This window comes from Streptomyces sp. NPDC086077 (assembly GCF_040686175.1).
In the GTDB taxonomy this organism is placed as follows: Bacteria; Actinomycetota; Actinomycetes; order Streptomycetales; family Streptomycetaceae; genus Streptomyces.
This window is the reverse complement of sequence record NZ_JBFBJT010000068.1, coordinates 1-19859: the sequence shown is the minus strand read 5'-3', so window position 1 is coordinate 19859 and position 19859 is coordinate 1. Positions and strand designations below refer to the sequence as shown.

Below are 19859 nucleotides of genomic sequence, written 5' to 3'. Positions count from 1 at the left end.
CTGCGTCAATAGGAATGCCCTGGGCTGTGGACAACAGTACGGATGTGGACAACTCATGACGTGCGGTTCGACCTTCAGGGTGACCCTCAGGGTCCCGTACTACTCGAGAGTGACGTGAAGACGGCTCTGGGGTCTGACGACTTGCGCGGCTCTCATCACTACCGTCGTGGACGTGACTGTGATCGCGACCGAAAGCCTGAGCAAGCGGTTCCCCCGGGTGACCGCGCTTGACCGGCTCTCCGTGGACGTCGGGCCCGGTGTGACCGGACTCGTCGGAGCCAATGGAGCCGGCAAGTCCACACTGATCAAGATCCTGCTGGGTCTGTCCCCCGCCACCGAGGGCCGCGCCGAAGTGCTCGGACTCGATGTCGCCACCAAGGGCGCCGCCATCCGTGAGCGCGTGGGGTACATGCCGGAGCACGACTGTCTGCCGCCCGACGTCTCGGCCACCGAGTTCGTCGTCCACATGGCGCGCATGTCCGGCCTGCCGCCCACCGCCGCGCGCGAGCGCACCGCGGACACGCTGCGCCACGTCGGCCTGTACGAGGAGCGCTACCGCCCCATCGGCGGCTACTCGACAGGCATGAAGCAGCGCGTCAAGCTGGCGCAGGCCCTGGTCCACGACCCGCAGCTGGTCTTCCTGGACGAGCCGACGAACGGCCTCGACCCGGTCGGCCGCGACGAGATGCTCGGCCTGATCCGCCGGATCTACACCGACTTCGGCATCTCCGTGCTGGTCACCTCGCATCTGCTGGGCGAGCTGGAGCGCACCTGCGACCACGTGGTCGTGGTCGACGGCGGCAAGCTCCTGCGCTCCAGCTCCACCACGGACTTCACGCAGACCACGACGACCCTCGCCATCGAGGTCACCGACACCGACGAGCACCCGGACGGCACCCGCGCGGTGCGCGACGCGCTCCACGCGCGCGGTGTGACCGTCGCAGCCGGCAGCGGACTGCCCGGCGCCGGCCATGTCCTGCTGCTCACCGCGCAGGGCGAGGAGACCTACGACCTGGTCCGGGACACGGTCGCCGACCTCGGTCTGGGCCTGGTGCGCATGGAGCAGCGCCGGCACCACATCTCCGAGGTCTTCACGACCGGCACGGACACCGGCACCGAGACCGACACCGACGAGCAGCGGAAGGAGGCGGTCCGCCATGGCGGTTGAGCAGCCCGTACCCACGGCGCCGGGTGACCAGACCCGCATCCACAACATCGGCTACCGCACGTACGACGGCCCGCGCCTCGGCCGCGCCTACGCCCGCCGCTCCCTCTACTCGCAGTCCCTGCGCGGCTCCTACGGCCTCGGCCGCTCGGTGAAGTCCAAGGTGCTCCCGATGCTGCTGTTCGTGGTGATGTGCGTGCCCGCGGCCATCATGGTCGCCGTCGCGGTCGCCACCAAGGCCAACGACCTGCCCGTGGACTACACGCGCTACGCGATCATCATGCAGGCCGTGATCAGCCTGTACATCGCCTCACAGGCACCCCAGTCCGTCTCGCGCGACCTGCGCTTCAAGACCGTGCCGCTGTACTTCTCGCGGCCCATCGAGACCGCCGACTACGTGCGCGCCAAGTACGCGGCGCTGGCCTCGGCGCTGTTCATCCTCACCGCGGCCCCGCTGCTCGTCCTCTACGTGGGCGCGCTGCTGGCCAAGCTCGACTTCGCCGACCAGACCAAGGGATTCGCACAGGGACTCGTGTCCGTGGCACTGCTCTCACTGCTCTTCGCCGGCATCGGCCTGGTCATCGCCTCGGTCACGCCGCGACGCGGCTTCGGTATCGCGGCCGTGATCGCCGTGCTGACCATCTCCTACGGCGCGGTGTCCACCCTGCAGGCCATCGCGGACGCGCAGGGTACCTCGGGCTCCATCGCCTGGATCGGCCTCTTCTCGCCCGTCACCCTCATCGACGGAGTCCAGTCCGCCTTCCTCGGCGCGGAATCGGCGTTCCCCGGCGGGGTCGGCCCGACGAACGGCGAGGGCGTCGTCTACGTCGTCGTCGCCCTCGGCCTGATCGCCGCGAGCTACGGCCTCCTGATCCGCCGCTACAAGAAGGTGGGACTGTGACCACGCTCTCCATCGACCATGTCTCCCGCTGGTTCGGCAACGTGGTCGCCGTCAACGACATCACCATGACGATCGGCCCCGGCGTCACCGGCCTGCTCGGCCCCAACGGCGCCGGGAAGTCCACCCTGATCAACATGATGGGCGGCTTCCTGGCCCCCTCGACCGGCACCGTCACGCTCGACGGCCAGCAGGTGTGGCGCAACGAGCAGATCTACAAGCAGATCGGCATCGTCCCCGAGCGCGAGGCGATGTACGACTTCCTCACCGGCCGCGAGTTCGTCGTCGCCAACGCCGAGCTGCACGGCCTGGGCGCCAAGGCGGCCCAGAAGGCCCTCGCGACGGTCGAGATGGAGTACGCGCAGGACCGCAAGATCGCCACGTACTCCAAGGGCATGCGCCAGCGCGTGAAGATGGCGTCCGCCCTCGTCCACGAGCCGTCGCTGCTGCTGCTGGACGAGCCCTTCAACGGCATGGACCCGCGTCAGCGCATGCAGCTGATGGATCTGCTGCGGCGGATGGGCGACGAGGGCCGCACGGTGCTGTTCTCCTCCCACATCCTCGAAGAGGTCGAGCAGCTCGCCTGGCACATCGAGGTCGTGGTCGCCGGACGGCACGCGGCCAGCGGCGACTTCCGCAAGATCCGCCGCCTGATGACCGACCGGCCGCACCGCTACCTGGTGCGTTCCAGCGACGACCGCGCCCTCGCGGCCGCGCTGATCGCCGACCCGTCGACGTCCGGCATCGAAGTGGACCTCACCGAGGGCGCGTTGCGCATCCAGGCAGTCGACTTCCCCCGCTTCACCGCCCTGCTGCCGCGGGTGGCCCGGGACCATGGCATCCGTCTGCTGACGGTCTCGCCGTCCGACGAGTCCCTCGAGTCCGTGTTCTCGTATCTGGTCACGGCGTAGGAGGCCGAAGAATGTACGACCCCACAGTCGCCCGGCTCACCTACCGGGCCCTGCTCGGCCGGCGCCGCGCCCTCATCCTCGGTGCCCTGCCCCTGCTGCTGATCGCCATCTCCGTGGTCGTGCGTGCCCTCGCCGGCGCCGACGACCAGACCGCCGCCGACCTTCTGGGCGGACTTGCGCTGGCCACGATGGTGCCGATCATCGGCGTCATCGCGGGCACGGGCGCGATCGGCCCGGAGATCGACGACGGCTCGGTGGTGTATCTGCTGTCCAAGCCCGTGAAGCGGCCGACGATCATCTTCACCAAGCTGATCGTGGCCATCGGGGTGACCATGGTGTTCTCCGCGGTGCCCACGCTGATCGCCGGCTTCATCCTGAACGGCAACAGCCAGCAGGTCGCCGTGGCCTACACGGTGGCCGCGCTGGTCGCCTCCATCGCCTACGCCGCGCTCTTCCTGCTGCTGGGCACGGTGTCCCGGCACGCGGTGGTGTTCGGCCTGGTCTACGCACTGGTCTGGGAGGCCCTTTTCGGCTCCCTGGTGGCCGGTGCGCGCACGCTCAGCGTCCAGCAGTGGGCGCTGGCCGTGGCCCACAAGGTGGGCAACGGCGAACTGGTGACCTCTGACGTCGGGCTGACGACGGCGACGGTGCTGCTTGTCGTGGTCACCGTCCTCGCCACCTGGTATGCCGGGCAGAAGCTTCGATCGCTGACGCTGGCCGGCGAGGAGTGACATGGACCCGGACGGTGGGGCCCTCGGTTCTTGACGGGGGCCTCACCCCGTTCCGGGCACACTGGGCTTTCGGTGACGCACGGCTGGGAGGTACGGGCATGACGCAGGAGACGCCCCAGCACGAGGATCGCGGGCGGTCGGGCGACGACATGAGCGACGCGGCCATGAGCCAACCGGCTGTGAACGCCGGGGATGTGAGCGACGGATGGGACGACCTCGTCCTGGACGAGGACTTCGTCCGGGCCGCCGGCACCTCCGAGCCCTCGGCCCGCGCCCGCATGCTGGCCGAGCGCTGGCGCCGCGACGAGCCCGAGCCGCAGCCGTGGCGCTCGGACGAACCGCCTGCCGGGTGGTTCTTCAGCAAGGCCCGTCGGCGCTGGTGGCGCCGCCGGTAGCGGGGCCCGGCCGCCTCTTTAATCAGTGGCGGCCAACTCGGCGTACGGGCAGAGTGGTTGTGTCCCCGAGGCCGGGTCGAACCGGCGCCATGTACTGGGAGAGGAGCCGGACGATGTCCATGCACGACAGTACGTCCAGCTCCCGTCAGGGCAGCCTGCGGCGGGCTCCGGAGTAGTCGCCACCGCTCCGCCGAGCTCGCCCCGCACGGGGAGCTGCCCGGGGCGGCCGCTTCGAGCACGCGATGTCGCTCTCGCGTGGGCCGCCCACCCGGAGGATTGGCCGAGTGGTAAGGCACCGGCTTGCTAAGCCGTGGTCGGGCGTGAAAAGCCCGCGCACGTTCGATCCGTGCATCCTCCGCCACGCCGAACCGGCACCCGGCTGGACCGACGCCGAGCAGCCCCGGCAGGCCGGTTCGCCTTGAGCCCGGAAGGGCCGGTGCCGGTTGGCGTGTGCCGAGCCAGGGCTCAAGCCGAACCGGTCTCCGGGCTCAAGCCGAACCGGTCTCCGGGCTCAAGCCGAACCGGTCTCCGGGCTCAAGCCGAACCGGTCTCCGGCCGGGCCGAAGCCGCCGCTCCCAGCAATCGCTCCAGCACCACCGCGATCCCGTCCTCCTCGTTGGACGCGGTCACCTCGTCGGCCACGGCCCGCAGTTCCTCGTGCGCGTTGGCCATCGCCACCCCCCGCGCCGCCCAGGCGAACATCGGGATGTCGTTGGGCATGTCGCCGAAGGCTATGGTGTCCGCGGCCTTCATGCCCAGACGCCGGGCGGCCAGCGACAGCCCCGTCGCCTTGGACAGGCCGAGGGGGAGGAGTTCGACTATGCCCTGGCCCGCCATGGTGACGGAGACGAAGCCGCCCGCGGCCCGCAGGGCGACCTCCGCGAGCTCGTCGTCGGTCAGGGTCGGGTGTTGGATGTAGATCTTGTTCAGCGGCGCCGACCAGAGGTCCGCCGGCTCTGTGAATGGCGTCGCCGGCAGCCCGCCCTGAAGCGCGTAGCCCGGCCCGACCAGCACTTCGCCGTCCAGGCCGTCGCGGCTCGCCGCCAGATACAGCGGGCCGACCTCCGCCTCGATCTTGGCCAGGGCCACCCCCGCCAGCTGCCGGTCCAGGGTCACCGACGTCAGCAGGCGGCGCTCGCCGGCGTCGTACACCTGTGCGCCCTGGCCGCAGACGGCGAGGCCGGTGTAGTCGAGGTCGTCGAATATGTGCCGGGTCCACGGGACCGCGCGTCCGGTGACGACGATGTGGGCGGCGCCCGCCGCGGTGGCCGCGGTGAGCGCCTCGCGGGTGCGTCGCGAGACCGACTCGTCGGAACGCAGCAGCGTGCCGTCGAGGTCGGTGGCGATCAGCCGGTACGGGAACCCGGCGGCGGGAGCCATGTCGCTCACTTGGCCACCGGCTCCAGGACCTCCCGGCCGCCGAGGTACGGACGGAGCACCTCGGGCACGCGCACGGACCCGTCGGCCTGCTGGTGGTTCTCCAGGATCGCGACGATCGTGCGCGGCACGGCGCACAGGGTGCCGTTGAGGGTGGCCAACGGGCGCACCTTCTTGTCCTCGCGGACCCGGATCGACAGCCGACGGGACTGGAACTCGGTGCAGTCCGAGGTCGAGGTCAGCTCGCGGTACTTGCCCTGCGTCGGGATCCACGCCTCGCAGTCGAACTTGCGCGACGCCGAGGCGCCCAGGTCACCGGAGGCCACGTCGATCACGCGGTACGGCAGCTCCAGCGAGGTCAGCCACTGCTTCTCCCACTCCAGCAGGCGCTGGTGCTCGGCCTGCGAGTCCTCGGGGGCGACGTACGAGAACATCTCGACCTTGTCGAACTGGTGCACGCGGAAGATGCCCCGCGTGTCCTTGCCGTGCGAGCCGGCCTCGCGGCGGAAGCAGGGCGAGAAGCCCGCGTAGCGCAGCGGGAGCTTGTCGGCGTCGAGGATCTCGTCCATGTGGTACGCGGCGAGCGCGACCTCGGAGGTGCCGACGAGGTAGAGGTCGTCGGCGGCGAGGTGGTAGACGTCCTGGGCGGCCTGGCCGAGGAAGCCGGTGCCGGCCATCGACTGCGGGCGGACCAGCGCGGGCGTGAGCATCGGGGTGAAGCCGGCCGCCGTGGCCTGCGCCATCGCGGCGTTCACCAGGGCGAGCTCCAGCAGGGCGCCGACGCCCGTGAGGAAGTAGAAACGCGAGCCCGAGACCTTCGCGCCGCGCTCGACGTCGATCGCGCCGAGGAGCTGACCGAGTTCAAGGTGGTCCCGGGGCTCGAAGCCCTCGGCACCGAAGTCGCGGATCGTGCCGTGCGTCTCCAGGGTGACGAAGTCCTCCTCGCCGCCCACGGGGACGTCGGGGTGGACGAGGTTGCCCAGCCGCTGGAGCAGCTCCTGGGTCTCGGCGTCGGCCGCGTCGCGCTCGGCGTCGGCCGCCTTGACGTCGGCGGCGAGCTGGCTCGCCCGCTTCAGCAGCTCGGCCTTCTCGTCGCCGGAGGCCTTGCCGATGAGCTTGCCGAGGCCCTTCTGCTCGTTGCGCAGCTCGTCGAAGCGGACGCCGGACGACCTGCGCCGCTCGTCGGCAGACAGGAGAGCGTCGACGAGCGCGACGTCCTCTCCACGGGCACGCTGGGAGGCGCGCACACGGTCGGGGTCCTCACGGAGCAGGCGAAGGTCAATCACGCGCACCAGGCTACCGGTGCGGGATGAGCGCCCACGACTCACTATTCCGCGCCGAGGATTACGTACCGTTATGACGTAATTGGTCGCTGTTGTACACCCTCGTCAATAAAGATCTTCATGATCCCTTGATCGGGGCAGGCGAGGGGTGGCCGGCTGACTGGATTTCCTTGTGGGGAAAGGGACTTGAGGCCTGGGTTGTCCACAGGAGCCCACGCCCTCCGAAAAGTTATCCACAGGCTGTGCGGGAGATCTGTGGATTCGGAATTGATCAATCCGAAGGATCTTGATGGATCTTTGGATTCCCATGGCAAACCTCCCTTGCGCCCACTTTTGAGTGGAGTTGCGTCGCTGGAAAGGGTTGACCGAAGGAAAAGAGTGGACGAAGGGTGACCGGCGGGCCGGTGGACATCGGTAGGCTCTGCAGGGCGATTTGTCGACAAGGCCATACCTTGCTGTCGACTTGTCCCCAGGTCGAGATGCGGACCTGTGGATAACGTCTGTGGATAACGAAAATATGCAGGTCGGACCAACGATACCGGCTAGAACCGGCCGTCCTGGCACCGGGCGACCCAGTCCGCCGCCGAGGTGAACTCGTCGTCCGACGTGCCGGGCAGCGGCCGCCCCACATCCCCCGGCTTCATGTCCGCGCGAGGGTACGAGCCGAGGAACCGCACCTGGAGGCAGATCCGCTTGAGCCCCATCAGGGTCTCGGCGACCCGGCGGTCGGAGATGTGCCCCTCGGCGTCGATGCAGAAGCAGTAGTTGCCGATGCCGGCGCCGGTCGGCCGGGACTGGAGCAGCATCAGGTTGATGCCCCGGGTGGCGAACTCGCCCAGCAGGTCGCGCAGGCCGCCGGGGTGGTCGTCGCGCTGCCAGAGCACGACGGACGTCTTGTCCGCGCCGGTCGGCGCGGCAGGCCGGGCGGGGCGGCCGACCAGCACGAAGCGGGTCTGCGCGTTCTCCGCGTCGTGGATCCCGGTCTCCAGGGCCGTCAGGCCGTACCGGGCGGCCGCGAACTCGCCCGCGAAGGCGGCGTCGTACCGGCCGTCCTGGACCAGACGGGCGGCGTCCGCGTTCGAGGCGGCCGACTCCCAGGTCGCGTCCGGCAGGTTCTTCCGCAGCCAGTTGCGCACCTGCGGCTGGGCCGCCGGATGCGCGGAGACCGTCTTGATGTCCGACAGCGACGTGCCCGGCCTGACCAGCAGCGCGAAGGTGATCGACAGCAGCACCTCGCGGTAGATCATCAGCGGCGCGCCCGCGACCAGTTCGTCGAGGGTCGTCGTGATGCCGCCCTCGACGGAGTTCTCGATCGGCACGAACGCGGCCTCGGCCTCACCTCCGCGCACCGCGTCCAGCGCGGACTGCACGGACACGTAGGGGATCAGCTCGCGGGTCGCCGCCTCGGGCAGCGTCCGCAGAGCGACTTCGGTGAAGGTGCCCTCGGGGCCGAGATACGCATAGCTCGCTGGCATGTCCTCACCCTAATGGGCCTTCGCGCACCCGGCTCACGCGTCTCACGAGAGCCCCTCAGGTGAGTGAACGCGCCCCCTCCGAGGAGTGATCCACACCAGGGCGGCCGTCCCGGGGACGGCAGGTCTCAGCCCTCCAGCAGCTCCTGCCCCACGTACTCCCCCTCCGCCGCCCCGCCCGGCACCGCGAACAACCCGCTCGCCTCGTGCCGGACGAACCGCGACAGCGCGTCGCCCCGGTCCAGCTTCCGCTGCACGGTCACGAACCCGCGCAAGGGATCGGCCTGCCAGCAGATGAACAGCAGCCCGGCGTCCGGGACCCCGTCGCCGTCGATGCCGTCGTGGAAGGAGAACGGGCGGCGCAGCATCGCCGCCCCCCCGTTCTGGTCGGGCCGGCTGATCCGCGCGTGCGCGTTGATCGGGACGACCAGGTTGCCCTCGGCGTCCGTCTTCTCCAGGTCCATCGCGGTGGTCTCGGTCCCGCCCGACAGCGGCGCCCCGTCGGCCTTGCGCCGCCCTATGACGTCCTCCTGCTCCTTGAGCGAGAGCTGTTCCCAGTCGTCGAGGAGCATGCGGATGCGGCGTACGACGGCGTAGGAGCCGCCCGCCATCCAGGCCGGGTCGGCCGCCCCGGACTCCGGCACGAAGATCCGCCGGTCGAAGTCGGCCTCCGCGGGCCTGGGATTGCGTGTCCCGTCGATCTGGCCCATGAGATTGCGCGCCGTCATGGGGTGGGCCGTGGCCCCCGGCGACCGGTTGAATCCGTTCATCTGCCACCGGACCCGGGCCGCGCCGCCCGCGTCCTTCTGGATCGCGCGCAGTGCGTGAAAGGCGACCAGGGCGTCGTCGGCGCCGATCTGCACCCACAGGTCGCCCTCGCTCCGCGCCTTGTCGAGCTGGTCGGAGGAGAAGGCGGGCAGCGGATCGAGGGCGACCGGACGCAGCTTCTCCAGCCCCGTGCGACCGAAGAAGCTGTGCCCGAACCCGAAGGTGATCGTCAGCGACGACGGCCCGGCGTCCTGCGCGACACTCGTGTCGCCGTCCCGCGCGGGCTCGCCCGCCATCAGTCGCCGGGCAGTGTCCGACCAGCGGCGCAGCAGGGCGGCGGCCTCCTTGCGGCCGGCGCCGGCGGCGAGGTCGAAGGCGACGACATGGCCCCGTGCCTGCATCGGCGTGGTGATTCCGGGCTGATGTTTCCCGTGAAACATCACCCGATCGGCGCCCAGCGACGTGAGGGGCGTCGCCTGGGGGGGCGCTGCCGCGTACCCGGCGGCGCCGCCCGCCGCACCCAGGACCAGGCCGGTGGCAGCGGCGGTACCGAGCAGCGCCCGCCGCGAGATGCCCTCCCCGGGGAGCGCGTCTGCCGGGACGGCCCCCAGGGGAGGCGTCTCAGCGGCACGCGTCTGCGGGACGGGCCGGTCGGCCGTGTGGTCGGCAATCTGCTCAGCCATGGTGATGTTCAGCCGATCTGCGCGTTCTTGGAGACGGTCACCTGGTCGATGTCGGACGTGCGCACGGTCACGGCGATCTCCCATTCGCCCGCCATGGGGATCTGCACTCCGCTCGCCGACCAGTGTCCGGTGGTGATGTGGTCGGGGACGACGGGCAGCGGCCCGACGTTCTTGGACTTCAGGGTGAAGGCGACCTTCACCTCGGGGATGTCGAAGGCCCGGCCGTTGGGGCGCTGCACGTAGACGTGCATGTCGTTGGCCCCGACCCGTGCCGGGTCGATGTCGATGCGGACGACGCCCTTGCCGTCGGAGCCGCCCGTCTCGAAGGGGATGTCCAGCGTGACCACGCCGGTGGCCGAGGCGGCGGCGGACGACGAGGACGCGGCGGCCGCCTCGGCCTCCTCCACGGTGCGTCCCGGCTCGGTGGACGTCAGCGCGGTCGTGACGGCGAGCAGGACCACCGCGACGCCCGCCTCGGCCAGCACCGAGCGACGCAATCCGTGACGGTTCGGATCGGCGTTCCGCTCACGCTTCTGCCGGGCGGTGTCCACGGCGGCCCGCTGCCGCGCGAGCTGCGCGGCACGCTTGGTGTCGCCGGAGCCGCCGGACCCCGGCCGCGCCGCGGCCTTGGCGCTCTCCCGCTCCCGCCGCCTGGCCGCCGTACCGGCGACCACGGTGTCCGCCAGCTGCCCGGTCCACCGCCGCGAGATCCACGCCACCCCGACCAGCAACACCACCAGTGCCACCTTGACCAGCAGCAACTGCCCGTACCGCGTCCCGGTGAGCGCCGACCAGGAGCCGACCTGCCGCCACGACTGGTAGAGGCCGGTCACGACCAGCGCGACCACGCTGCCGAAGGCGACCTGGGAGAACCGCCGTACCGCGACGGCCTCCAGCGGGGTCTGTGCCGGAGCCCGGTAGAGCGACACCAGCAGCGCGCCGAGCCCACCCAGCCACGCCGCCACCGCCAGCAGATGCACGACGTCGACGGGCATCGCGATCCCCGGCTGGAGCCCGCTGGAGGCATGCTCGGCCATGGCCCAGGACGCGGCGATCCCCGCGGCCACCACACCCCCGCCGAGCGCCAGCCCGAACGTCAGATCCCGTTTCTCCTCGTCGTCCCGCTTCTCGTACGCCCCGAAGAGCACGGCGATGAAGAGTGCCGCCGCGGCGAGCAGCAGCAGCCGCGAGACGAGCGCCGCACCCGTCTTGGTCTGGAGCACCTGCCCGAGCAGATCGAGGTCGAAGACGTCACCGAGCGACCCGGACCGCGTGTACGCGCCGCGCAGCAACAGCAGTCCCAGCGTCGCCGCCGTGAGCGTCACCCAACCTGAGACGACGAGCCGCTGCACGGCCCGCACACCCGCGCCGCGCGGCCAGCAGGCCAGCACGAAGGCGGCCCCACCGGCCAGCACGATGAATCCGGCGTACGACACGTACCGCCCGATCCCGTACAGCCACCCCACGGCCCCGCCTCCGGCCGTCCGGTCCGCCACCGAGACGGAGGTCGACGAGGGAGCGCCGATGGAGAAGGTGTAGGCGCCGGCGATGGGATGGCTGTCGGCGGACACCACCTGATAGGCCACCGTGTAGGTGCCGTCGGGCAGACCCGAGTGCAGTTTCACGGTGTACGTCGTCCCGCTGACGTTGCTCGCCTCGCCCGTGTCGGCCCGCTCGCCCTTGGGGTCGAGGACCTGGAGCGAGTCGTCGGAGAGCGAGACCGCCTCGGAGAAGGTGAGCGAGACCTGTGCCGGGGCCTTGTCGACCACAGCCCCCTGCTGGGGATCGCTGCCGGTCAGCGCGGCATGCGCGGAGGCGGTCCCGGCGCAGCCTAGGAGCAGCCCGGCGGCGGCCAGGAGCAGCAGCACAAGGCTCCGGAAGCGGGGGGCGGTGGTCGGTGTCAAGGTGGTCCCTCCCTCAGTGCCCGGAATCCGGGGTGTACGTGGCGGACTTCACCGGCATCTTCACCGTGACCGTGCCGGATTCGGCGAAGCGCAGTGCGACGGAGACCGTCTCGCCCTGTTTCGGCTTGCGCTTGAGGTTCTCGAACATCAGGTGGTTCCCGCCGCTCTCCAGCACGAGTTCACCGTGCGCGGGTACCGGCAGCTGCTTGACCTCGCGCATCGCCGAGTCGACCGTCCGGTGCACGGTCACCTCGCCGATGTCGCTGGTCACCGACGTCAACTCGTCCGCCGTACCGCCCTTGTTGGCGATGCTCAGAAAGCCGGCCGCCATGGAGTCCGAGACGGGCTGCGGCATGTAGGCGGCGCTGACGGAGACGTCCGCCTCCGAGTCCGAGCCGCAGCCCGTGAGCGCCAGCGCCCCCGTCAGCAGGGCCGCCGTCACCGCCGTACGCCTCACGGCTTCTCCCCCTTGGCCAGCTTGGGGAGGTCCTCGATGTAGTCGTCGACGGTGGCGTCCTCGCCGTAGAGGACGTACCCCGCGTCGGTCTTCGGGGAGAAGGCGACGACCTGCGTGCCGTGCGTGGAGACGATCTCGCCCTTCTCCTTGTGCGGCGGCTCGATGGAGATGCCGAGCGAGCGGGCGGCGGCCTGGATGGTGGCGAAGTCGCCGGACAGGCCGACGGCTTGCGGATCGATGCCCTTGAGCCACTTGCCGAGCGCGGCCGGGGTGTCCCGGTCCGGGTCGGTGGTGACGAACACGATCCGCAGCTCGTCCTGGTCCGCCTCGGGCAGCTTGGTCTTGGCGACGGCGATGTTGTTCATCGTCAGCGGGCACACGTCGGGGCAGTTGGTGTAGCCGAAGTAGATCAGCGTCGGCCTGCCCGCGGTCTCCTTGCGGAGGTCGAACTTCTCGCCCTTCGTGTCCGTCAGGACCAGATCGGGCTTCTCGAACGGCTGGTCGAGGACCGTGGCCGCCTTGGCGTCGCCGCCCTCCTCGGAGACCACCGAGACGGGCGAACCGCTGTCGTCGTTCCCGCTCCCGCAGGCCGACAGGGTCAGGGTGGCGGCAGCGAGCAGCGCGGCCGCCGTGAACGTCTTCTTACGCATAGAAAAATGTCCCAGATGTGAGATTTCCGGTGTGCGCCGGTGGCGTACCGGCGCACACCGTCGGAGCGGGCGGCGTCAGGCGGCGGTGTCGCGCCGACGTCCGGCCAGCACGCCGTAGGCCACACCGGCGGCGCCGACGACGATGCCGACGATGCCCAGGACGCGGGCGGTGGTGTCCGTGCTGTCGGCCGGCTCGGCGGCCTCGGAGGTGGTCCTGGCGGCGGCCGAGGCGTCGTCGGACGGCTGCTCGGACTCCTTCTCCGGACCCGCGGAGCCGTGGTGGTCGTCCTCGGCGGCGGACAGCTCAAGCACCGGCGCCGGGTTCTCCGGCTCCTCCTCACCCTCCTGCGGCACCTCGATCCAGCGCACGACCTCGTCGTTGGAGTACGTCTGGATCGCCTTGAAGACCAGTTCGTCGGTGTCCTCGGGCAGCGCGCCCAGGGAGACCGGGAACTTCTGGAAGTAGCCCGGCTCGACGCCCTTGCCGGCGGCGGTCCAGGTCACCTTGCTGACCGCCTCGGTGAGCTGCCGCCCGTGCGCCTCGATCGGCTTGTCCAGCTTGGACTTGGTGACCTCGATCTTCCAGCCCGGCACCGGCTCCGGCATCACCGAGGACAGCGGGTGCTCGGTCGGGAAGCTGACCTCCAGCTTGGTGGTCGAGGCGGCGTCGCGCTCGTTGGGGACCTTGAAGTCGACGACCGCGTAGCCGCCCTTTGCGGCCGAGCCCTCCGGCTGCACGCTGACGTGCGCGAAGGCGGGGGCGGACAGGACGAGGACGGCCGAGCCGGCGACGACGGCGGCGGCGGTGAGACGGAAAGCCTTCATGGCGATGAGCACTCCACTTCGAGTGAGGGATCCGTTGGTGAAGAGGGGTACGCGCGCGTCGAGGTGCCCGTTGGGGCCTCACCGAAAAGACGGGTCCACCGAAGAGCATTCGCCGAACAGCGGGTCCGTCGGACAGCGGATTTGTCGGACAACGGGTCTGTCGGACAACGGGGGCCGTCAAGCGGTGGGTCCGTGGAGCGGTGGGTACGCGCGCGTGCCGCGCGACAGCGGCGGCGGGGCCACGCAGAGCGGTGGCGGCGCGCGTCGCGTCAGGCGGCGAGAACGAGCACGGCGGCGGGTGGTCCGCGCCGGATCACGGTGTGCTGGAGTGCGAGGGTGCGGGGCTCGGATGCCGCACGGACAGGAGCGCGCCGGACACGCGGGCGGGCTTCCGGGGTCCCCGGAAGTCCTGCGCGCAGGGCGCGCGCCAGCGCGAACGCCGCGCGCAGGGATCGTACGAGCGCCCCCTCCGCGACCGAATGCGCCGAGAGTTCGGTGATCCGCAGCAGAGCGAGGTCGCCGCGCCGCAGCAGCCAGCCCGCGGCGACCGCCGCGAGGACGTGGCCGAGCAGCATGGGCAGGGACGGCAGCAGCGCGACGGAGGAGTCGGTGGCGGTGGACATGGCGTCCGCCGGATGGTGGGCGGCGTGCCCGCCCGCCTCGCCGCCGGGGTACAGCCGGGCATCGGCGAGGATCCGCTGGGCCTGTGCCGGGCTGATCGCGGCCACCGTGCCCCCGCACACCAGCCGCGCGGCCCGCGCGACCAGCGTGGCGTCGGTCTGGGCGGCCTGGGAGGCCGCCGTGGCGTGCTGCCCCAGCCCGAAGAGCGTGTGCAGCACGGTCTGTCCGACCGCCAGCAGCGCCGCGATGCCGGGAAGCGAGCGCTCCCGTCCCGCCAGCGGAACCGCGACGGCGAGGACGCCCAGGAACCCCGCGCCGAGCGTCCACAGCGGCACCGTGGCGCAGGAGGCGATGGCGTGCCCCGCCCCGGACAGCACGACGCAGACCGCGGCGAAGACCGCGGCCCGCGGGATCCGGAGTCCGGCTCCGGGGCGCACAGTGCGCCGGTGGGGGGCAGACATGGCGGCCTCATCATCCCACTGCGCTCACGGCGGCCATACGGCAGGTCCACAAGATTCCGTACGATCCGGAAGGTTCCTTTTGCACCGACCTGTACGGCGCGACGGCCACCGCCGCTCACCCGTCCGGAACGCTCATGTCCCACATACACCGTTCGCCACCCTGAGCACATCCCCCGTATGGGCGGCATCACGTTGATTCTGCGCTTACATACGCGTACGCGCGGTAATACGTAACGGTATGTCGAGCCGCAGCCAGGAGGCTGGAGCATGAGCATCTGGTGGTCTCTCCATCTGCGGCGCGAAGCCGCGAGCGTGCCGCTCGCCCGGCGCCTGCTGCTCGGCACGATGGAGACGGCGGGTGTCGACCCCGACGTCTCGTACGACCTCTCCGTCGCCCTCACCGAGGCCTGCGCGAACGCCGTTGAGCACGGCGGGGACACCGCGCACGGCGTCTCCACCGGGGCATACCGGGTCACCGCCTATCTCGACGGCGAGAAATGCCGTATCGAGGTCACCGACTCCGGCCCCGGCTTCGCGCGTCCCCACCCGCGCCCGCTGCCCGCCCGCACCGACGCCGAACACGGCCGCGGCCTGTGCCTCATCGAGGAGCTGGCCGACCACGTCCACATCGGCAACAACCCCGGCCGGGACGGCGCGGTGGTGAGTTTCGACAAGATCCTCAAGTGGAGAGAGGACGCTCCGCTGATGGCGGTGTAGCCGCCCCGGCGATCGCTCTCGCGGCACACGCCGACGGCCGGGAACCTCCCCGGTACCCGGCCGTCGCCTCACTTCACCTGAACCCGGCTCAGCCCCTGAGCGAGGCCATCCACTCCTCGACCTCGTCCGACCGCCGGGGAAGCCCCGCCGACAGATTGCGGTTGCCGTCCTCGGTCACCAGGATGTCGTCCTCGATCCGGACGCCGATGCCCCGGTACTCCTCGGGGACGGTCAGATCGTCGGCCTGGAAGTACAGCCCCGGCTCGACGGTCAGGCACATCCCCGGCTCCAGGACACCGTCCACATACGTCTCGGTCCGCGCGGCCGCGCAGTCGTGGACGTCCATCCCGAGCATGTGCCCGGTGCCGTGCAGCGTCCACCGGCGCTGAAGCCCCAGCTCCAGGACGCGCTCGACCGGCCCCTCGACGAGCCCCCACTCGACCAGCCGCTCGGCGAGCACGCGCTGGGCGGCGTCGTGGAAGTTCCGGTACTTCGCCCCCGGCTTCACCGCGGCGATGCCGGCCTCCTGGGCCTCGTAGACCGCGTCGTAGATCTTGCGCTGGATCTCGCTGAACCGCCCGTTGACCGGCAGCGTCCGCGTCACGTCCGCCGTGTAGTACGTGTGTGTCTCCACGCCCGCGTCCAGCAGCAGCAGATCACCCGAGCGCACCGGCCCGTCGTTGCGCACCCAGTGCAGCGTGCAGGCGTGCGGGCCGGACGCGCAGATGGAGCCGTAGCCGACGTCGTTGCCCTCGACGCGCGCGCGGAGGAAGAACGTGCCCTCGATGTAGCGTTCGCTCGTCGCCTCTGCCTTGTCGAGGACCTTCACCACGTCCTCGAAGCCGCGCACGGTGGAGTCGACCGCCTTCTGCAGCTCGCCGATCTCGAACTCGTCCTTGACCAGCCGCGCCTCGGAGAGGAAGACCCGCAGTTCCTCGTCCCGCTCGGCGGTGACCTTGTCGGTCAGCGCGGCCTCGATGCCGGCGTCGTACCCGCGCACGGTCCGCACCGGGCCGGTCGCCTCGCGCAGCGCGTCGGCCAGCTCGCGGACGTCGGAGGCGGGGATGCCGTGGAGCTGCTCCGCCTCGGTGAGCGAGTGCCGGCGGCCGACCCACAGCTCGCCCTGGCCGTCCAGCCAGAACTCGCCGTTCTCGCGGTCGGAGCGGGGCAGCAGGTAGATCGTGGCCTTGTGGCCGTCGCTCGTGGGCTCCAGGACCAGGACGCCGTCCTCGGTCTGGTTGCCGGTGAGGTAGGCGTACTCGACCGAGGCGCGGAAGGCGTACTCCGTGTCGTTCGAGCGGGTCTTCAGGTTGCCCGCCGGGATCACCAGGCGCTCGCCCGGGAAGCGGGCGGAGAGCGCGGCGCGGCGGGCGGCCGTCTCGGCGGCCTGCGGGATCGGCTGCAGGTCGTGCAGCTCGGTGTCGGCCCAGCCGGACTTCATGTTCTCGGCCAGCTCGTCGGACACGCCCGGGTACAGTCCGTTCTTCCGCTGCTTGATGGGCTCTTCCTCAGAAGTCTCCACCGGGGTCTCCGGGAGCTCTTCGGCCACGGTCATCCTCCTAGATACGGCACTCGACCTCCTCCATCGTACGGTCGCACGAATGGGGGGCCCAGGGCCGGAAGGCCCATGACCGGCGTCACTCGAACCGCGCCGCCAGCAGCACCACGTCCTCCTCGCTGTCCGCCGAGTCCAGCCCGTCCGGCAGCACCGTCCGCAGGACGTGGTCGGTGAGCGCGCCCGGGTCCCGCCGCTTGGCCCGCGGCACCCCGGCCGCCGCGGCGTGCAGTCGCGCGAACGCCCGGTCCATGGGGTCGCCGGTGCGCTGGAGCAGCCCGTCGGTGTACAGCAGAACCGTCTCTCCGGGTTCTGCCTGCACTTCCACGCTGGGCGCCTCCCAGCAGGCGAGCATCCCGAGCGGCGCCGAGACGGACGTCTCCACGAACTCCGTGCGCCGCTCCCCGATCAGCAGCGGCGGGCAGTGCCCGGCGCCGGCCAGCGTGATCTTTTGCAGGGCGGGCTCGACGTAGGTGAACAGGGCGGTGGCCGATCGGGCGGGCTCGGTCAGCCGGAGCAGCAGCTCCAGGTCGGACAGGACGGCGACCGGGTCCTCGCCCTCCATCACGGCGTACGCGCGCAAGGACGCCCGCAGCCGTCCCATCGCGGCGACCGCGCTGGGCCCCGACCCGGTGACGGAGCCGACGGCGAGACCCAGGGCCGCGTCCGGCAGTGGCAGCGCGTCGTACCAGTCGCCGCCGCCGCGCGGGCCGGTGCGGTGCCGGGCGGCGAGCTGTACGCCGGAGACGCGGGGGAGCCGGGAGGGGAGCAGTTCCTCGGAGATGGTCGTCATGCACGCGCGCGTGCGCTCGACCTCCAGCAGCCGGGCGAGGTGCTCGCCGGCGTACCGGGCGTACAGACCGGCAAGATGGCGCTGCCGCTCGACCGGCTCGGCGGGTTCGTCGTAGAGCCACACGGCGGCGCCGAGCCGGCCCGCGGCGTCGTTGGCCAGGGGCAGCGCGTAGCTCGCGGCGTAGCCGAGACGGCGGGCCACCTCGCGGTGGCGTGGGTCGAGGCCGTCCTCGGCGAACAGATCGGGCCGGACGATCTCCCGCACACCGCTCCGCGGCCCCACCGGGGCCTCCAGCAGATCGCCGTACGGCATCGCACCGCGCGGCACGGTCTCGATGTGTCCGAGATCCGCCTGGGCAAGGCCCAGACCGATGGTGCTGCACGGGCCGAGACCGTCGGCCGGCTCCAGTACGACCAGGCCGCGCCGGGCGCCCACCAGGGCGGCTCCGGCACGCAGCAGCTCCTGGAGCGCGTCGGCCAGGGTGCCCGTACGGGCCAGGCGTTCGGTGAGTTCGTGCAGCGTGGTGAGGTCCGAGACCCAGCCGGCGAGCCGATCCTGGAGGAGGGCACCGGGGCCGGTGGTGACGGCGGCGGTGGCCGGTGAGGAGGGCGCGACAGTGTGTGTGGGGGGCGGAACGGCAGAATCGATTCCAGCCACTTTCGGAGGGTGCGGGGCGTTCATGGCGTCCGGCTTTCCGACCGGTGCGTTTTGCTGAGAAGCATCGCAAACCCCCATGTCATTTTGCGCCGCTAGCGGTGTCTCCACATGTACACGCACTCGTGAGGGGATGTCCAGCATTGTCCTGCTGGGATTCCTGGTGTCCACGGGCTTGTTGTGGTTCCGGGACGGATCTCCCGGGATCTCTTGCGGAAAGCGGAAGTTGGCTGAAAACTGCTTAAGGTAATGCGTTATTGCGGTCGACTGGGCTTGCTCGACGGAGCGTCACAGCGGTCGTGATGGGTACGTACTCGGTGAAGGCCAGGGGTGGTTGGGGGCACCCGGAACCTGGTGACGGAGCCGGGCGTCTTAGCCACCGACGACCGAGCCCCATCCTCCCGTGACGGCGGCGAAGAGAAATACGCGCGACGGCAAACGCCACACTTCGCCACCCCACGCCACGCCCATCCGTTTGATGGACTCGGTATGGGCGCGGACACAGCCCACGCTCGGCCCATAGGGGTTACCCGTGCTGGAAAGCCGGGATGTGATGCGCCAACAGGTACGCACAGTGAAGTGATCGACACATGATGTGATGTGGACCACGGTGTTGCCAGGCGTGCAACGGAAAGGAACGAGCGCTCATGCGCGAGATCCTCGGAAGGCGACGCAGGCTCCTGACCAGGCGGAACGACGGGAGGCCTGAAATGCTCAGCGCGGCCCTGACCTTCGCGGCGGAATGGGAATGGCCCGTACTCCCGGGCGTCACGGCGGACCCGCAGGGCCGGGCTCGCTGCGGCTGCCCGGACCCGGAGTGCACGGTGCCCGGAGCGCACCCCTTCGACCCCGGCCTCCTCGCGGCCACCACCGACGAGCGCATGGTGCGCTGGTGGTGGACCAACCGGCCCACGGCGCCGATCATCCTGGCCACCGGCGGCACGGCGCCCTGCGCGGTCAGCCTCCCGGCCCCCGCCGCGGCGCGCGCCCTGGCCGCGCTGGACCGCACGGGCATGCGCCTCGGCCCGGTCCTCGCCTCCCGCACCCGCTGGGCCGTGCTCGTCAGGCCGTACTCCATGGAACAGCTGGGCGAACTGCTCTACGCGAAGGACTTCGTGCCCGGCTCGCTGCGCTTCCACAGCGAGGGCGGCTATGTCGCGTTGCCGCCGTCGGAGACCGGTCAGGGACAGATCCACTGGGAGCGCGCGCCGCTGCCCGGCTCGGCCGCGCCGTGGGTGCCCGACGTCGAGGCCGTGGTGGACGCCGTCGTTGACGCACTCACTCGTACGGGTGTGAGCGCACCCGAGTTCTGAGGGTGTCGGGCGCGCGCGGAACCGGGCGCCCGGCCCCACTCGTTATCGTCCCCTCATGAACCTCCGCCTGCTCGCCCTCGCGGCCGTCGTGACGTGCGCGGTGGCGCTGCCGCTGGCCATGGCGTCCGCGGGGCCCGCGGGTGACGACCGTGACGCCAAGGCCGCGCCGGTCCCGGGACGCGGTGCCGCCAAGGTGCCGGTCGACGAGGGGCCGCGCGGTGGCGTC

General features: G+C 70.9%; 18 protein-coding genes and 1 tRNA gene. 8 read left to right on the top strand and 11 right to left on the bottom strand.

Annotated features, from left to right (window positions below; all coding sequences use genetic code 11):
- Positions 1–178 precede the first annotated feature (178 nt).
- From AB0O67_RS20580 to AB0O67_RS20555, 6 genes are all read left to right on the top strand, one after another.
- A complete protein-coding gene (locus AB0O67_RS20580) occupies positions 179–1168 on the top strand; it encodes an ABC transporter ATP-binding protein (RefSeq protein WP_365452021.1) in 990 nt (329 codons plus the stop codon).
- The gene (locus tag AB0O67_RS20575) at positions 1158–2066 is read left to right on the top strand and encodes an ABC transporter permease (RefSeq protein ID WP_365451991.1); all 909 of its coding nucleotides are present in this window, start codon (positions 1158–1160) and stop codon (positions 2064–2066) included. Before AB0O67_RS20580 ends, AB0O67_RS20575 begins: the two co-directional genes overlap by 11 nt.
- The gene (locus tag AB0O67_RS20570; RefSeq protein ID WP_365451989.1) at positions 2063–2974 is read left to right on the top strand and encodes an ABC transporter ATP-binding protein; all 912 of its coding nucleotides are present in this window, start codon (positions 2063–2065) and stop codon (positions 2972–2974) included. The genes AB0O67_RS20575 and AB0O67_RS20570 overlap by 4 nt, the downstream gene beginning before the upstream one ends.
- Positions 2975–2985: 11 nt before the next feature.
- Entirely contained in the window at positions 2986–3705 is a 720-nt protein-coding gene (locus tag AB0O67_RS20565; RefSeq protein ID WP_365451987.1) for an ABC transporter permease subunit, read from the top strand.
- Between the two features lie 98 nt (positions 3706–3803).
- Positions 3804–4100 carry a hypothetical protein gene (locus AB0O67_RS20560; protein WP_365451985.1) on the top strand — a complete coding sequence of 99 codons (297 nt, stop codon included), beginning with the start codon at positions 3804–3806 and terminating at the stop codon, positions 4098–4100.
- A gap of 270 nt (positions 4101–4370) precedes the next feature.
- A tRNA-Ser gene (locus AB0O67_RS20555) sits at positions 4371–4461 on the top strand.
- 173 nt (positions 4462–4634) lie between these two features.
- On the opposite strand, the gene AB0O67_RS20550 is transcribed toward AB0O67_RS20555, so the two are convergent.
- The 9 genes from AB0O67_RS20550 to AB0O67_RS20510 all read right to left on the bottom strand — a co-directional run bounded on the left by AB0O67_RS20550 (position 4635) and on the right by AB0O67_RS20510 (position 14601).
- Positions 4635–5480 carry an HAD family hydrolase gene (locus AB0O67_RS20550; RefSeq protein WP_365452019.1) on the bottom strand — a complete coding sequence of 282 codons (846 nt, stop codon included), beginning with the start codon at positions 5478–5480 and terminating at the stop codon, positions 4635–4637.
- 5 nt (positions 5481–5485) lie between these two features.
- Positions 5486–6763, bottom strand: a complete 1278-nt coding sequence (serS, locus tag AB0O67_RS20545) for a serine--tRNA ligase (RefSeq protein WP_365451983.1) — start codon at positions 6761–6763, stop codon at positions 5486–5488.
- A gap of 539 nt (positions 6764–7302) precedes the next feature.
- A complete protein-coding gene (pheA, locus tag AB0O67_RS20540; protein WP_365451981.1) occupies positions 7303–8235 on the bottom strand; it encodes a prephenate dehydratase in 933 nt (310 codons plus the stop codon).
- 125 nt (positions 8236–8360) lie between these two features.
- Entirely contained in the window at positions 8361–9683 is a 1323-nt protein-coding gene (efeB, locus tag AB0O67_RS20535; protein WP_365451979.1) for an iron uptake transporter deferrochelatase/peroxidase subunit, read from the bottom strand.
- Positions 9684–9691: 8 nt separating this feature from the next.
- Positions 9692–11587 carry a copper resistance protein CopC gene (locus tag AB0O67_RS20530; protein WP_365451977.1) on the bottom strand — a complete coding sequence of 632 codons (1896 nt, stop codon included), beginning with the start codon at positions 11585–11587 and terminating at the stop codon, positions 9692–9694.
- Positions 11588–11600: 13 nt separating this feature from the next.
- Positions 11601–12044 carry a copper chaperone PCu(A)C gene (locus AB0O67_RS20525; protein WP_365451975.1) on the bottom strand — a complete coding sequence of 148 codons (444 nt, stop codon included), beginning with the start codon at positions 12042–12044 and terminating at the stop codon, positions 11601–11603.
- Complete coding sequence (locus tag AB0O67_RS20520) at positions 12041–12694, bottom strand: SCO family protein (protein ID WP_365451973.1); 654 nt, start codon at positions 12692–12694, stop codon at positions 12041–12043. The genes AB0O67_RS20525 and AB0O67_RS20520 overlap by 4 nt, the downstream gene beginning before the upstream one ends.
- Positions 12695–12769: 75 nt before the next feature.
- A complete protein-coding gene (locus AB0O67_RS20515; RefSeq protein ID WP_365451971.1) occupies positions 12770–13519 on the bottom strand; it encodes a YcnI family protein in 750 nt (249 codons plus the stop codon).
- 269 nt (positions 13520–13788) lie between these two features.
- The gene (locus tag AB0O67_RS20510; RefSeq protein ID WP_365451969.1) at positions 13789–14601 is read right to left on the bottom strand and encodes a hypothetical protein; all 813 of its coding nucleotides are present in this window, start codon (positions 14599–14601) and stop codon (positions 13789–13791) included.
- Between the two features lie 267 nt (positions 14602–14868).
- On the opposite strand from AB0O67_RS20510, the gene AB0O67_RS20505 reads away from it, so the two are divergent.
- Positions 14869–15318: an ATP-binding protein gene (locus AB0O67_RS20505; protein WP_365451967.1), complete on the top strand. Its 450-nt coding sequence runs from the start codon at positions 14869–14871 to the stop codon at positions 15316–15318.
- A gap of 88 nt (positions 15319–15406) precedes the next feature.
- Here the strand turns inward: AB0O67_RS20505 and AB0O67_RS20500 are convergent, their stop codons facing one another.
- Positions 15407–16873, bottom strand: a complete 1467-nt coding sequence (locus AB0O67_RS20500; RefSeq protein WP_365451965.1) for an aminopeptidase P family protein — start codon at positions 16871–16873, stop codon at positions 15407–15409.
- Between the two features lie 82 nt (positions 16874–16955).
- On the bottom strand, positions 16956–18464 hold the full coding sequence (locus AB0O67_RS20495; protein WP_365452017.1) for a PP2C family protein-serine/threonine phosphatase: 1509 nt from the start codon (positions 18462–18464) through the stop codon (positions 16956–16958).
- A 503-nt stretch (positions 18465–18967) separates the two neighbouring features.
- Here AB0O67_RS20495 and AB0O67_RS20490 point away from each other — a divergent pair.
- Positions 18968–19633 (top strand): bifunctional DNA primase/polymerase, encoded by a 666-nt coding sequence (locus AB0O67_RS20490; protein ID WP_365451963.1) that lies wholly within the window; start codon positions 18968–18970, stop codon positions 19631–19633.
- Positions 19634–19859: the final 226 nt, after the last annotated feature.

Bases quoted from the DNA above. Each gene is read 5' to 3' on its own strand.
- AB0O67_RS20510 (WP_365451969.1), bottom strand. From the start codon at position 14,601: ATGTCTGCCCCCCACCGGCGCACTGTGCGCCCCGGAGCCGGACTCCGG.
- efeB (WP_365451979.1), bottom strand. From the start codon at position 9,683: ATGGCTGAGCAGATTGCCGACCACACGGCCGACCGGCCCGTCCCGCAG.
- AB0O67_RS20520 (WP_365451973.1), bottom strand. From the start codon at position 12,694: ATGCGTAAGAAGACGTTCACGGCGGCCGCGCTGCTCGCTGCCGCCACC.
- AB0O67_RS20515 (WP_365451971.1), bottom strand. From the start codon at position 13,519: ATGAAGGCTTTCCGTCTCACCGCCGCCGCCGTCGTCGCCGGCTCGGCC.
- pheA (WP_365451981.1), bottom strand. From the start codon at position 8,235: ATGCCAGCGAGCTATGCGTATCTCGGCCCCGAGGGCACCTTCACCGAA.
- AB0O67_RS20505 (WP_365451967.1), top strand. From the start codon at position 14,869: ATGAGCATCTGGTGGTCTCTCCATCTGCGGCGCGAAGCCGCGAGCGTG.
- AB0O67_RS20550 (WP_365452019.1), bottom strand. From the start codon at position 5,480: ATGGCTCCCGCCGCCGGGTTCCCGTACCGGCTGATCGCCACCGACCTC.
- AB0O67_RS20495 (WP_365452017.1), bottom strand. From the start codon at position 18,464: ATGCTGGACATCCCCTCACGAGTGCGTGTACATGTGGAGACACCGCTA.
- AB0O67_RS20500 (WP_365451965.1), bottom strand. From the start codon at position 16,873: ATGACCGTGGCCGAAGAGCTCCCGGAGACCCCGGTGGAGACTTCTGAG.
- AB0O67_RS20490 (WP_365451963.1), top strand. From the start codon at position 18,968: ATGCGCGAGATCCTCGGAAGGCGACGCAGGCTCCTGACCAGGCGGAAC.
- AB0O67_RS20575 (WP_365451991.1), top strand. From the start codon at position 1,158: ATGGCGGTTGAGCAGCCCGTACCCACGGCGCCGGGTGACCAGACCCGC.
- AB0O67_RS20560 (WP_365451985.1), top strand. From the start codon at position 3,804: ATGACGCAGGAGACGCCCCAGCACGAGGATCGCGGGCGGTCGGGCGAC.
- AB0O67_RS20565 (WP_365451987.1), top strand. From the start codon at position 2,986: ATGTACGACCCCACAGTCGCCCGGCTCACCTACCGGGCCCTGCTCGGC.